We start from the raw sequence: 13740 nt of genomic DNA on the forward strand, positions 1-13740 counted from the left end.
CCCGGGCCCCAACGGTCCTTCACACACGGAGGGCCAACAACTAAACAAAGAAGGAGTCAAAGATGTCTCTAGGATTAGTCTTCCTCTCCGAAGTCTTTGGCACGGGCATGCTGACCCTGTTGGGTTGCGGCGTCGTTGCCAATGTGGCTTTGCGGGGAACAAAAGGCAATAGCGGCGGTTTCCTGATGGTCACCTGGGGATGGGGTATCGCCGTGTTCTGCGGTGTCTTCGTGGCTGCCAAGTCGGGCGCCCACCTGAACCCCGCAGTTACCCTCGGCCTGCTCCTCAACGGCAAGGCCGAATACGCTCCCGGCGTTGCCGTTGATTTTGCTTCCACCCTCACCTACTTCGGGGGCGAGATGGTGGGCGCCTTCCTCGGCGCAGTGGTCTGCTGGCTGGCATACAAGCAGCACTTCGATGACGAACCCGAGCCCGCCGGCAAGCTTGGAACTTTTTCTACCGGCCCCGCGATCCGCTCCACCCCCTGGAACCTCGTAACCGAGATCATCGGCACCTTCGTTCTGGTTTTCGTCATCCTGACTTTGGGCGGCACCCCCTCGGGACTCGGCCCGCTCGCCGTCGCGCTGCTCGTGGTCGGCATCGGTGTTTCCCTCGGCGGCCCCACCGGTTACGCCATCAACCCGGCCCGTGACCTCGGGCCCCGCATAGCCCACGCAGTACTTCCCATCAAGGGCAAGGGCTCCAGTGACTGGGCCTACTCCTGGATTCCCGTCGCAGGCCCGCTGATCGGCGGCGCCCTCGGCGGACTCGTGGCCCGCATTGTCCCCATCATCGTCACGGCCGCAGCCTGACCCGTACCTTCCACATCACTCCAAGACAAGGACGTCACAATGAACCAGTACGTAATCGCCATCGACCAGGGCACCACCAGCACGCGCGCCATCATCTTCGACCACAGCGGCGCCATTGTCTCCTCAGGCCAAATGGAACACGAGCAGATCTTCCCGCAGGCCGGCTGGGTGGAACACGACGCAGCGGAAATCTGGAACAACACCCGCGAGGTCATCGGTTCGGCGCTCTCCAAGGCGAACCTCACCCGCCACGACATCGCCGCCGTGGGCATCACCAACCAGCGCGAAACCGCGGTGGTGTGGGACAAGACCACGGGCAAGCCGGTCTACAACGCCATTGTGTGGCAGGACACCCGCACCCAGGACATCGTGGATGAGCTGGGCAGGGACGGGGGCGCCGACCGCTTCAAACAGAAGGTTGGCCTGCCGCTGGCCACCTATTTCTCCGGCACCAAGATCAAATGGATCCTGGACAACGTCGACGGCGCCCGCGGGAAGGCTGAGGCCGGGGACCTTGTCTTCGGCAACACCGACGCCTGGGTGCTGTGGAACCTGACCGGCGGCGTGGACGGCGGCGTCCACGTCACCGACGTCACCAACGCCTCGCGCACGCTGTTCATGGACCTCGAAACCCTCCAGTGGGATGAGGAAATCCTCGGCATCTTCGGCGTGCCCCGCAGCATGATGCCCGAGATCAAGTCCTCTTCGGAGGTGTACGGCGAAGTCCATGGTTCCCAGCTGCTTCGCGAGACGCCCGTGGCGGGCATCCTCGGTGACCAGCAGGCAGCAACCTTCGGGCAGGCCGCCTTCGAAACCGGCGAGGCCAAGAACACCTACGGCACCGGCTGCTTCCTGATCTTCAACACCGGTGAGGAAATCGTCCACTCGAAGAACGGACTGCTCACCACCGTCGGCTACAAGCTGGGCGATGCCAAGCCGCACTATGCCCTCGAAGGGTCCATCGCCGTCACCGGATCCCTCATCCAGTGGCTGCGCGACAACCTGGGCATGATCAGCAGCGCCCCCGAGGTGGAAACCCTCGCCGCGTCCGTCAAGGACAACGGCGGCGTCTACATCGTCCCGGCGTTCTCCGGCCTCTTCGCGCCCTACTGGCGCTCCGACGCCCGCGGCGCCATCGTCGGCCTCACCCGGTTCGTCAACAAGAACCACATCGCCCGGGCAGCGCTGGAGGCCACCGCCTTCCAGACCCGCGAGGTACTGGACGCTGTCAACGCGGACTCCGGCGTGCCGCTGAGCGAGCTGAAGGTCGACGGCGGCATGGTCGCCAACGATGCCCTCATGCAGTTCCAGGCGGACATCCTGGGCGTCCCGGTCATCCGTCCCAAGGTCATCGAGACCACGGCACTGGGCGCTGCGTATGCGGCAGGCCTGGCGGTCGGGTTCTGGAAGGACCTCGGCGAGCTCTCGGCCAACTGGTCCGAGGACAAGCGCTGGGAACCCCAGATGGACAAGGCCGAACAGGACCGCCAGATGCGGCTCTGGAAGAAGGCCGTCACCAAGTCCATGGATTGGGTCGACGAGGACGTTCGCTAGATCCAACTTAGGTTGAGGAAGGCGGCCCCTGAGAGGGGCCGGTGACTCCCGCCCGCCCGCTTCGCGGTGCCCACCACACCATGGCGGGGAGCCACCGGCCCCTCTTTGCACGTGCACACTCCCTCAGCCGCTCATTTGCGACTTACGCTGAGGGGGTGTGCATGTGCGCTAAAGTAGAACCATGCGTGCGATCCTTCTGCTTAGTTAGCCGCCGGCTCCGAATATTGGACAGCTGAGCGGCAGCCCCTCCATGGCGAGGGGCTTTTGTGTGTCCGGGGCATGGCGCCGGGCCGGCAGCAGGAGGATCAGGCCGTTATGGCAGCACAGATGCCGTAACAGAACAGAAGAGGGCAGCAGTGGGCGTTCAGCCGGAGACAGAGACCGGAACAGCAACAACAGTATCGGCGGAGCCTGAAGAGGGCACCTACAGTTTCACCGCCATGGAGGCCAAATGGCCCCAGGTGTGGGAAGACCTGAAGGTCTTCACCCCGGTGGACGATGGGTCCCGGGAGCGCCGCTACGTGCTGGACATGTTCCCGTACCCGTCAGGCGACCTGCACATGGGCCACGCCGAGGCGTTCGCCATGGGTGATGTGGTGGCCCGTTACCTGCGCCAGAAGGGCTACGACGTCCTGCACCCGATCGGGTGGGACTCCTTCGGCCTGCCGGCCGAAAACGCGGCCATCAAGCGCAACGCCCACCCCAGCGAGTGGACCTACGCCAACATCGAGACGCAGGCTGCCTCCTTCAAGCGGTACGCCATTTCGGCCGACTGGTCGCGCCGGCTGCACACATCCGATCCGGAGTACTACCGCTGGACCCAGTGGCTGTTCAAGCGCTTCTACGAGCGCGGCCTGGCCTACCGGAAGGACTCCCCGGTGAACTGGTGCCCCAAGGACCAGACGGTGCTGGCCAACGAGCAGGTCGTCAACGGCGCCTGCGAGCGCTGCGGCACCACCGTAACCAAGAAGTCGCTGAACCAGTGGTACTTCAAAATCACCGACTATGCCGACCGGCTGCTGGACGACATGGACGAGCTCCGCGGCCACTGGCCCGAGCGCGTGCTGGCCATGCAGAAGAACTGGATCGGCCGCTCCGAAGGCGCGCACGTCAACTTCGTCATCGAAGCCGACGGCGGCAAGCCGGCCAAGGATGTCACGGTCTTCACCACCCGCCCGGACACCCTGTACGGGGCAACCTTCTTCGTGGTGGCCGCCGACGCGCCGCTCGCCGTCGAACTCGTCACGGATGAACATGCCGCCGCCCTGGACGAATACCGCGAACGGGTCAAGGCGCTGTCCGAGATCGAACGCCAGTCCACCGAGCGCGAAAAGACCGGCGTATTCACCGGCCGCTACGCCATCAACCCGCTGAACGGGGAGAAGCTGCCCGTGTGGGCCGCCGACTACGTCCTTGCTGACTACGGTACGGGCGCCATCATGGCCGTCCCGGCCCACGACCAGCGCGACCTCGACTTTGCCCGCGCATTCGACCTGCCGGTCCGGGCTGTCCTGGACACCGGCGAAGAGGATCCCGCCGTATCAGGCACGGCGACGGCGGGGGAGGGCACCCTGATCAACTCCGGAGAGCTGGACGGCCTGCCCAAGGCCGAGGCCATTCCCGCCGCCATCGCCATCCTGGAGCGCCAGGGCACCGGTGAGAAGTTCGTCAACTTCCGGCTCCGTGACTGGCTGCTGAGCCGCCAGCGGTTCTGGGGTACCCCCATTCCCATCATCCACTGCCCGTCCTGCGGCGAAGTGCCCGTTCCGGACGAGCAGCTGCCGGTGACGCTGCCGTCGGACCTCCGCGGTGAGGACCTGGCTCCGAAGGGCACCTCACCGCTGGCCGCCGCCGAAGCGTGGGTCAATGTTGAATGCCCCTCCTGCCATGGCCCGGCCAAGCGCGACACCGACACCATGGACACCTTCGTGGACTCGTCCTGGTACTTCCTGCGCTTCGTGTCGCCCCACTTCACCGAGGGGCCCTTCGATCCGCAGAAGATCAACGACTGGATGCCCGTTGGCCAGTACGTCGGCGGCGTGGAGCACGCCATCCTCCACCTGCTGTACGCCCGCTTCTTCACCAAGGTCATCCACGACCTCGGCATGATCGACGCCGACGAACCCTTCAGTGCCCTCCTCAACCAGGGGCAGGTGCTCAACGGCGGCAAGGCCATGAGCAAGTCGCTGGGCAACGGCGTGGACCTCGGCGAACAGCTCGACAAGTACGGCGTGGACGCTGTCCGGCTGACCATGGTGTTCGCCTCCCCGCCGGAGGACGACGTGGACTGGGCTGACGTGTCGCCGTCGGGTTCGGCCAAGTTCCTGGCCCGCGCCTGGCGCCTCGCCCAGGACGTCACCAGCGAGCCCGGCGTGCACGCGGCAGCCGGTGACCGTGCCCTGCGTTCGGTGACGCACCGCACCATTGCCGATGCCGCAGAGCTCCTGGACGCCAACAAGTTCAACGTGGTGGTCGCCAAGCTGATGGAACTGGTCAACGCCACGCGCAAAGCCATCGATTCCGGGGCCGGCGCCGCCGACCCGGCCGTGCGCGAGGCCGCCGAAGCTGTGGCAGTGATCCTCAGCCTGTTCGCGCCGTACACGGCGGAGGACATGTGGAATCTGCTGGGCCACCCGGCATCCGTCGCCAACGCAGGCTGGCCTGCCCACGATCCGGCCCTCCTGGTCCAGGACACGGTCACCGCCGTCGTCCAGGTGCAGGGCAAGGTCCGTGACCGGCTGGAGGTGTCCCCGGACGTTTCCGAGGATCAGCTGCGCGGGCTCGCGCTGGCGTCGGAAAATGTCCAGCGCGCCCTGGACGGCCGGGGCATCCGGACTGTCATCGTCCGTGCGCCTAAGCTGGTCAACATCGTTCCGGCGTAATTGCTGCACCCGCAGTATCCACCGGCCGCCGGACATTTTCCGGCGGCCGGTGCTGCCTGAGCCGGACACCGTATCCAGGAGGCCCCTTGCCTGAGAGTAACGCCGCCGCCTGGCCGTGGGTCCGTGCGCGGTTGTCGGGGCTCCGTCCCGCGACCCGGCCGGGGACCCGGCGGACGGGGGCTCCGNCACCGCCGTCGTGACCGACTCCGCAGCAGCCCTGCCGGCGGAGTATCTCCGCGGACTTCCCCGGGACGGTCTCCTGACCGTAACGCCCATGCCCGTCATGGTGGGGCCGGAAATCTATGGCGAGGGCGAAGATGACATCCTGGCGACCATCGCCGTGGCCCTGGCCGCCGGGACGCCGGTCAAGACGTCCAGGCCTTCACCCGGGCAGTTTGAGCAGGCCTACCGTGCTGCTGAGCTGCGTGGATTCGAGGGGATTGTTTCGGTTCACATATCCGGTGAGCTTTCCGGTACGGCCGACGCTGCGAGACTGGCGGCGGCCAAGGTGGGAATTCCGGTTGACGTCGTGGACACCCGGACCGTCGGCATGGCCCAGGGCCTGGCAGTGCAGGCAGCAGTGGAGGCATCGGCGGCCGGCGCCGGCCGGGTTGCCGTGGCGGCAGCAGCAGCCGAACAGGCCGCACGCACCAAGGTCTTCTTCTACGTGCCCAGCCTCGAGCAGTTGCGGCGGGGCGGAAGGATCGGCGCCGCCGCGTCGCTGCTGGGCACCATGCTGGCCATAAAACCCATCCTGGCGGTCGACGGCGGCAGGATCGTTCCGCTGGAAAAGGTACGTTCGGCGGCCAGGGCCGTCGCGCGCCTTGAGGAAATCGTGGTGGCCCACGCGGCGCCGCTGCCGGACGAGGCCGTGACCCTCGCTGTCCACCACTTCGGGAATCCGGAGGAAGCGGAGAGCCTGGCGGCGCGGCTGGAAGCGGCCCTGCCGGAATGCCCGCCGGCCCAGATCAGTTCCCTGCCTGCCGTCCTGGCAGCGCACGCCGGGCTCGGCGTCCTCGCGGTCATTGTGGGCAGGAGCCCCGACCTCCCCGGCGGTACACACGCATAAGCCAGGAGGGCATCGGTGGACAGAGGCTCCTCCGATGCGTATCCGGCGTCGCACCAGGTCTGTACGCTGGGGACCGGCCGGTGGGAGGCTGGTGCCATGCGGAAACTGATTTACAGCATGAACCTGTCTGTGGACGGGTACATCGCCGCGGCGGATGACGACATTGGCTGGAGCGCGCCCAGCGAAGAACTGTTTCAGTGGTGGCTGGAGCAGGAGCAGGCGAACAACCTGTCGCTGTACGGGCGCAAGCTGTGGGAGACGATGAGCTCCTACTGGCCCACCGGTGACCAGCAGCTTGACGCCACCGCGGCACAGATCGAGTTTGCACGAAACTGGCGGGACACACCGAAGGTGGTGTTCTCATCGACGATCGACAGGGTCGATTGGAACACGCGGCTGGTCACTGGCGACGCGATCGCGGAGATCAGCAGGCTCAAGACCGGGGAAGGTGGCCCGATGAGCATCGGCGGCGCAACGCTCGCCCGGGCAGCCATGCGGGCAGGCCTGATCGATGAATATGCGCTGGTCACCCATCCGGTCCTGACAGGCGGAGGCACGCCGTTCTTCACCGGCTTGGACACCTGGGTGAACCTGGACCTGGTGGAGACGCGGATGTTCCCCGCCGGTGTGGTTCTCACCAGATACCGGACGAGGCGCTGAGGCGTCCTACTGCGGTAAGAGCCGGCGATGACGGCTCCTTGCTGCTGCGGACCAAGAGCAGTTGGTTCATGGCCAACTCGCAAGCCACCCGAGCTGGGCCGATCCAGCATTATTGGAGGGAAGGCCAGGAGCTCCTTGACCGGGGGAGTGGCGGCAACGGAACAGCCCTATCCTGCAATGAGCTCCTGGACCGGTCCTTCATGCAGCGCAACGTAGACATCGTCCCGGATCCGGTTGGCCTGCTGATCGGTCATCGTTTTGGTGAGGGGCCGGAGCACGAGCCGTATCAGCGCGTTGGCCTGTCCTTCGCGTATCTGGAGCCGTTCGCGCGCTGACACCGGAAGGTCCGCCCGGGGAGTGAGTGCCAGCAGTTCGACGCTTTCAGGTCGTCTGCCTGCCCGTTCAGCGCTCTCCGGACCCGGTCGCCCAGCAATTCCGCTTCCAGATCCTCCGGAACGACAACTGATATGTCCCGTCGGATGGGCGGCATCTGGGAAACCGGTCGCCAGGGTTCCAGGTTCATCATCTGCCGCTCGATGCGTTCGTCCATGGAACGGAGCAGCCGGATGTCGGGGATGCCTTTGCGCAGCATCAGGGCGCGGTCCAGTCCCATGCCTAGAGCCAGCACGGACCAGGCAGACGGATCGAGTCCGGCCTGCGAGAATAGGTGCGGCGTCATGAGCCCGTATTCGGCGAGCTCAAGCCATTCCCCGTCCAAGAGGACGTCAATCTGTAAACCCTCCACCGTGTATGGGTGCACTGCCGGGACTGCACGCCACTGGGCACCGGGAAGTACTGCTTCGACAAGGGACGCGATCATCTTTTGGAGGTCGCCGGCGTTGAGCGTTGTCCGTGAACTGACGCGCCACAGATCGACTTGATGCGGTGTTCCCACATGGGTGCGGTCAATCACATCGCGCCGGTATACCAGTCCGGGAATGGCCCAGAGCTCGTCCAGGGATGTGCCATGCTCCAGCGCCCGCAGCACTGACGGGATGGCGGCCGAGGTGTGGCTGCGCAGCATCACCGTCGGACTGACGTATCGGGTGTATCTTTGGTCCCTGCTCACGTGGGATGCGTTGAAGCCCAGGTGGTCGTAGTTGTCGGCGATGCTGACCAGGGGGCTGTGGCGGATAATCCGGTGCGGCACATCCCATCGGCTGGAGAGTGCGTGAATGACGCTTTGCAGGAGCGGCTGCATGGCATGGGGTCCCTGGTTCGGATCGGAGAGATCCCGGACGGTCAGGGCGTCATTGAGTTCGGCGGTGCTGAGGTAGTTGGGCATGGTGGTCCTTCTTGGAAATGAGAGTGGTGGTCTTTCACCCCCGACTCAGTTCCTGCGCCAGGACCTAGGCGCGCGCCAATAAGCCCTCGCGACCGGAAACCGGTCGGGGGCTAGTAAATCGACGCCAACAATGCATGGGGAGACTATACACCCAGCCGGATGTCGAACGACGAGGTTCGTCGGGCTGGTCGATAACCGCGCGGCAACCGGGACCCGTCAGCTGAAAGTCACCTGCACTGGCTCGAACTCAAACGGACCGCCGCATGCAGGGCCGTAAGGACTTTCTCCTGTCGACCTGGTCTTTATCGGTAGCTCTTCCGCTACCCCGCTGCCGGACGAAGCTGCTGCCCTCACATGGATTGAGGTGACGCTGGCGCGTGCAGTTAGATACGGGGCGGATTGCGGGACGAGCCATCTTCCCTCGCCGTTTCTGATAACCGCCACAGGCGTACACCCCTTGCCGATGCACGCCTCGACCGTCTGGGGTGGTGAGGAGAAAACAAGCTCGACGTCCCCGCTGTACGCGTATCCAATGGCCGGACACGCACTTGGCCAAGAGGCCCGCAGACTAATTCCAACAACTGCCGCAACTAATAGGACAGCAGCAAGAATGATCAATCCCCGACGCCTCATAAGGTGAGCGTAACCGCTGGGTCAACAGGCAGGGAGAAGGGGCGACGCCATGCACGTGCTGGTTGCTGCTGTCCGTCCGCCGGAAAAGACGAAGTGGCAGACGCCTTGACGACTTCCTACACCTGCATCACTGCCTCGAAACACTCGGGCCCCGGGCGAACTACCGTTGACAAACCGGGGCGTCGAATAAGCGGTTCTCGGCAGCCAGCTTTCCACATAGGGGCTTTGGCGTCTGCTGGATAACGGGCACGGTTCCTAGGGTGTAGTTATGTCACGCCGGGACGCTGCAACAACGGGTCAGCAGGCGCGCCACGTGAGGGCAAGGCTCCAGGCTGCACTAGGTGAGGCAGGGCCGGGTGATCCGAAGAACGGTCTTGGCCTGGACGGGTTTGAGTACAGGGGGTTTGTGGAAGCAAGCGAGCCTCCAGATGGTGCGGAAGCGACTTCCGGTATCGGGCCTGCCCTGCGCTGGCGCGTGGGGTTACGGGTTGCCCTGCTGCTCGCTACCGTGGCTGCAGCCGCCTGCGCCTGGTTCTGGTGGCAGTCAGCCTCTGCGGCGCCGGACGTCCTGCCCCTTTCGGGCGTAAGTTCCGGGACAACTGACGGTAAACAGGGCCGGTACAACCTTCCGGACGGAGCCGAAGAACATCCGGCACCTGCAGGCCTACGTCCCGCGGAGTCCGGCCCTCCGGGCACGGTGGTGGTCCATGTGGCCGGAGCCGTGGCCAAACCCGGAGTAGTCCGGCTTCAGCAGGGAAGCCGCGTCGAGGACGCGATTGCTGCTGCGGGCGGTGCAACGACAGAGGCAGACGCCAACCGCCTGAACCTCGCACTGGTTGTGGAGGACGGACAAAAGATCCAAGTGCCGCTGCAGGGAGAACCTCTTGCCGCGCCGAACGCTTCTGAAGCTGCGGCCAGTGGCGGGGACGGTACCGGGTCCCAGGGAGCGGCTGCCGGTACGCCGGGCGGGAAGGTGAACCTGAACACCGCCGATGTTGCCATGCTGGACACACTTCCAAAGGTCGGGCCGGTACTTGCCCAGCGGATTATCGACTGGCGCAAGGAACACGGTCCTTTCAAGAGCGTCGAAGAGCTGGATGCAGTGGATGGGGTTGGGCCGAAAATGCTCGAGGCCCTGTTGCCGCTGGTGACGGTGTAGGGCGCATCAACGTGGCCACAGTCTTCAGGGGACGCCGGACGGCGGACAGGGGAGGGGAGCAGCCGATCATGGCCGCAAAGGGCACGCGTCCCAGCGCCTGGAACCGGTTCGTTGAATCCGCAGTGCAGGGCGGCGGCACGGGGCAGCAGTCTGACCCGCGTCCTGCTGCGGACACGCGGATCCTGCCAGCAACCAGCGCCCCTGCAGTGAGCGTGCCCCCTTCGCCAACACCTTTCGGACCGCGAATGCCGGCGGTGCCGTCGGGCCGGCGCCGCGTACCGCGGGAAGTGGAAGTCCTGCGGGGCTCCTTCGCGCGCTCCATGGGCGGGGTCCGCAACCGGATTGCGGACAGCTGCAAGGCCAAGGCAGACGCCCAGTGCAGTGCCCAAGGCCCACGGCGCCGCGTTGACCTTCGGCTCGCCCTCCCTGCGGCCCTGGTGTGGGGCGCCTCGGTAGCCGGGCTCTGGCTGCCACCCCGGGAGCTTGCGGTCCTCTGCTGCGTGCTGGCAGGGCTCGGCGGCCTGTGTCTGGTGTGGGCGGCTAACTGTGTCCCGAGGCGAAAGCCCAATCCCGTCAAGCGTCGCTCCAGCGCGCCCCGCGCGTCGGGGAGGCGGACCATGACCGCCGCACTGGGCGTTTCCCTGGTATTGGCAGCAGCCACCGCAGCGCACTCCGCGACGGCATCAAGCCAACGCTTTGACGGCCCCCTTGCGGAGGCCGCCGCCGGTGGAAGGACAGTCGTCGCCATCGTCGAGGTGGCCGGTAGTCCGAGGGCGGTCGGCGGGGCCGGAGCAACGGCGGAACGCTGGTCCGTGCCGGTGTGGACCCGTGAAGTGTCCACCGGGGGTGTCCTGCTCCGGACCCGGGCCCGGCTGAAGGTCATGGGCGGCCAGGGCTGGGGTGCCGTGCTGCCGGGACAGACGCTGCGTGCCACTGGTAAATTGCGGACTCCGGACCCTGGAGAACCGGAGGCAGCGAATCTGGCCGCCTCCACGGCTCCCGGCATGGCCACGGGCGGCTCTCCACTGGAGGAAGCGGCACGGGAACTTCGCGCCCGGTTCGTAGCAGCTGCAGCATTCCTGCCATCAGACGCCCGCGGGCTCCTGCCCGGAATGGTCACCGGCGACACGGGCACTCTTGACGAGGGACTGGTCAATGCCATGAAGGCCGTGGGCATGACCCACCTGACAGCGGTCAGCGGGGCAAACTGCAGCCTGGTTCTGGGCGCGTTACTGCTTCTCTGCCGCCGGTTCCGGTTGCCACGGCTGCCTGCTGCGGCCGCGGCCCTCGCCGGCCTGGCCCTGTTCGTGGTCCTGGTGGGACCTGATGCCAGTGTCCTGCGGGCTGCACTCATGGGCGCCATCGGCGTTGCTTCGCTGGCCGGCGGACGGACGGGACGTGGCCTGAGTTTCCTGTGCCTGGCCGTCATCGGTCTGCTGCTAATCGAGCCGTCCCTGGGCACAAGCTTCGGCTTCCTGCTGTCCGTCCTGGCCACGTTGGGCATCATCCTCCTGGGGCGGCCGATCATCGTCTGGATCCCTGAGGCAGTGCCGCGATGGCTCGCTGCCGCGGTCGCCGTCCCCCTGTCCGCACAGTTGCTGTGCGGGCCCGCCATCGTCCTCCTGCAACCCCAGTTCGCAACATACTCGCTGCTGGCCAATGTGGCCGTATCGCCTTTTGTCGCCCCGGTGACCCTTCTTGGAACCGCTGCCGTGCCTTTGGTGGTCATGCTGCCATGGGCGGCCACCGTATTGATGGTGGTGGCCGGAACCTGTGCCGCCTGCATCGCCGCTACGGCCAGGTTCGCCGCCATGCTGCCGGGCTCCGCCCTTCCGTGGCCCGAAGGAGTCCCAGGTCTGCTGTCCATGGTCTTGCTATCGGCCTTAAGCTTGGCCGCTCTCTGGGCGGTGGCCCATCCGCTGCAGGTGGTCCGCAAAGTCCGGAACATACACGCCCGTACAGTGGCCCTGATCGAGGTGCTGGAAGTGGTGATGCGCCGTATACGCGATCACCGCAGCTTGGACCCGGGCTCCGGACATGGCAGGCTGGGATACTGCAATAAAACCTCCGAAAGGAACCGTCGATGGCCGCTGCGCAAAAGCGAGCAACCCGCTCCCCGGCATCGAATACCGCCTCCTGGCGGGACGCAGCGCCGGCATCGATCGTCCTGGTGAGCGGGCCGGAAGAGTATCTCGGCATCAGGGCCATGGACCGGATCCGGTCGCAAGTCAGGGCAGCCGAACCGGACGTTGAGCTGAGCCGCATCAACGCCGCGGCATATGAACCAGGCACACTGACAATGCAGGTGAGCCCGTCTTTGTTCGGCGAGAGCAAACTCATCGAAGTGGAAGCCGTGGAAGGAATGAACGACGCCTTCCTCGCAGACGCGCTCGCCTACCTGCAGCACCCCGAACAGGACGCCGTCGTCGTGTTGCGGCATGCCGGCGGAACCCGTGGGAAAAAACTGCTCGACGCCGTCAAGAAGGCAGGTTGGCCGGTGGTCGACTGCCAGCCCCTGAAGAAGGAAGCGGACAAGATCTCGTTCGTCGCGGCGGAGTTCAAGGCAGCCGGACGCCGGATCAACCAGGACGCCGTCCAGGCGTTGGTCAATGCCGTGGGAGCAGACCTGTCGGAACTCGCCGCCGCATGCTCCCAGCTGATTGCCGACGCCGGAAGCACTGTCACGACCGAGACGGTGGACAAGTACTACGGCGGACGGATTGAGGCCACGGCATTCAAAGTGGCCGACGCCGCCATGGCAGGGAACGCCCCGCTGGCGCTCTCGACGCTCCGCCATGCACTGGCCACCGGAGCCGACCCGGTACCGCTGGTGGCAGCCCTCGCTGCGAAGCTGAGGACGGTGGCGCGGGTGGCAGGTGCGTCCGGGTCATCCGCGCAGATCGCGGCGGAGCTCGGCATGCAGCCCTGGCTTGTGGAGCAGGCCCAGCGGGACGTCCGGCGCTGGACCCCGGAGGGCCTGGTGCGGTCCATCCAGGTCACGGCGGAGGCCGACGCCCAGGTCAAGGGCCTCTCCCGGGATCCCGTTTATGCCGTCGAGCATGCCGTAACCGTGATCGCCATGTCAGTCCAGGGCAGGTAGGCGCACAAAACAGCACGAAGTCCCGGGCTGACGGGGTTTAGTGCGCTCCACCGCCTGGGCCCCGTGACTTCCGACGGCGGTGCTGCCGCCAGCCGCCGGGACCCGGTTTCCGGCGGCCGAGGAATAGAGGTTAAAAGCGTGTGGCCGGCACCTTGCGGTACCGGCCACACCATCAGTTCGTGGGAACTGGAAACCTTAGAGTGCGTTGACCTTCTTGGAGATCGCCGACTTGCGGTTCGCTGCGTTGTTCTTGTGCAGAACACCCTTGCTGACAGCCTTGTCCAGCTTACGGCTGGCAGTAACGAGCGCAGTAGTAGCAGCTTCCTTGTCAGCGGACTCAACGGCGGTGTTGACGGCGCGGATGGCCGTCTTCAGCTCAGACTTGACTGCGTTGTTGCGCAGGCGTGCCTTCTCGTTGGTCAGGATGCGCTTCTTCTGGGACTTGATATTCGCCACGTGTGAACTCTCTTTGTAATGCGGAAATGGTCTAGAGGGCTTTCAGGCTGGCCTTGACTGAGCGGCGTGGGGATACCTATGGCGGCCAACCATCAGTGACCGTCGACCTGCACGGACACACAGCAATAAA

The 13740-nt window shown here is 65.7% G+C and carries 10 protein-coding genes; 8 read left to right on the forward strand and 2 right to left on the reverse strand.

The window, feature by feature from the left end; genetic code table 11:
• Positions 1–62 precede the first annotated feature (62 nt).
• The 5 genes from ACTJK0_RS09450 to ACTJK0_RS09470 all read left to right on the forward strand — a co-directional run bounded on the left by ACTJK0_RS09450 (position 63) and on the right by ACTJK0_RS09470 (position 6977).
• Positions 63–812: an MIP/aquaporin family protein gene (locus ACTJK0_RS09450; protein ID WP_110542943.1), complete on the forward strand. Its 750-nt coding sequence runs from the start codon at positions 63–65 to the stop codon at positions 810–812.
• Positions 813–851: 39 nt separating this feature from the next.
• Positions 852–2366, forward strand: coding sequence for a glycerol kinase GlpK (gene glpK / locus ACTJK0_RS09455; RefSeq protein WP_440744975.1), 1515 nt, complete (start codon positions 852–854; stop codon positions 2364–2366).
• A gap of 356 nt (positions 2367–2722) precedes the next feature.
• Positions 2723–5248 carry a leucine--tRNA ligase gene (gene leuS, locus ACTJK0_RS09460; RefSeq protein WP_440744976.1) on the forward strand — a complete coding sequence of 842 codons (2526 nt, stop codon included), beginning with the start codon at positions 2723–2725 and terminating at the stop codon, positions 5246–5248.
• Between the two features lie 196 nt (positions 5249–5444).
• Positions 5445–6317 (forward strand): DegV family protein, encoded by an 873-nt coding sequence (locus tag ACTJK0_RS09465; protein WP_440744977.1) that lies wholly within the window; start codon positions 5445–5447, stop codon positions 6315–6317.
• A gap of 96 nt (positions 6318–6413) precedes the next feature.
• Positions 6414–6977: a dihydrofolate reductase family protein gene (locus tag ACTJK0_RS09470; RefSeq protein ID WP_110542947.1), complete on the forward strand. Its 564-nt coding sequence runs from the start codon at positions 6414–6416 to the stop codon at positions 6975–6977.
• Between the two features lie 286 nt (positions 6978–7263).
• Here the strand turns inward: ACTJK0_RS09470 and srmL are convergent, their stop codons facing one another.
• A complete protein-coding gene (srmL, locus tag ACTJK0_RS09475; protein WP_440744978.1) occupies positions 7264–8262 on the reverse strand; it encodes a PheS-related mystery ligase SrmL in 999 nt (332 codons plus the stop codon).
• A 1039-nt stretch (positions 8263–9301) separates the two neighbouring features.
• Here srmL and ACTJK0_RS09480 point away from each other — a divergent pair.
• Genes ACTJK0_RS09480 through holA form a run of 3 tightly spaced genes read left to right on the forward strand, consistent with a single transcriptional unit; the run spans position 9302 to position 13154 of the window.
• Positions 9302–10054 carry a ComEA family DNA-binding protein gene (locus ACTJK0_RS09480; RefSeq protein ID WP_440744979.1) on the forward strand — a complete coding sequence of 251 codons (753 nt, stop codon included), beginning with the start codon at positions 9302–9304 and terminating at the stop codon, positions 10052–10054.
• Positions 10055–10065: 11 nt separating this feature from the next.
• On the forward strand, positions 10066–12228 hold the full coding sequence (locus tag ACTJK0_RS09485) for a ComEC/Rec2 family competence protein (RefSeq protein WP_440744980.1): 2163 nt from the start codon (positions 10066–10068) through the stop codon (positions 12226–12228).
• Entirely contained in the window at positions 12138–13154 is a 1017-nt protein-coding gene (holA, locus tag ACTJK0_RS09490) for a DNA polymerase III subunit delta (RefSeq protein WP_110542951.1), read from the forward strand. The genes ACTJK0_RS09485 and holA overlap by 91 nt, the downstream gene beginning before the upstream one ends.
• Before the next feature lie 195 nt (positions 13155–13349).
• Here holA and rpsT read toward each other — a convergent pair whose 3' ends face one another.
• Entirely contained in the window at positions 13350–13610 is a 261-nt protein-coding gene (gene rpsT / locus ACTJK0_RS09495; RefSeq protein ID WP_043454339.1) for a 30S ribosomal protein S20, read from the reverse strand.
• Positions 13611–13740 lie beyond the last annotated feature (130 nt).

Origin of the sequence: Paenarthrobacter sp. 22069 (assembly GCF_052046035.1) — a bacterium.
In the GTDB taxonomy this organism is placed as follows: Bacteria; Actinomycetota; Actinomycetes; order Actinomycetales; family Micrococcaceae; genus Arthrobacter.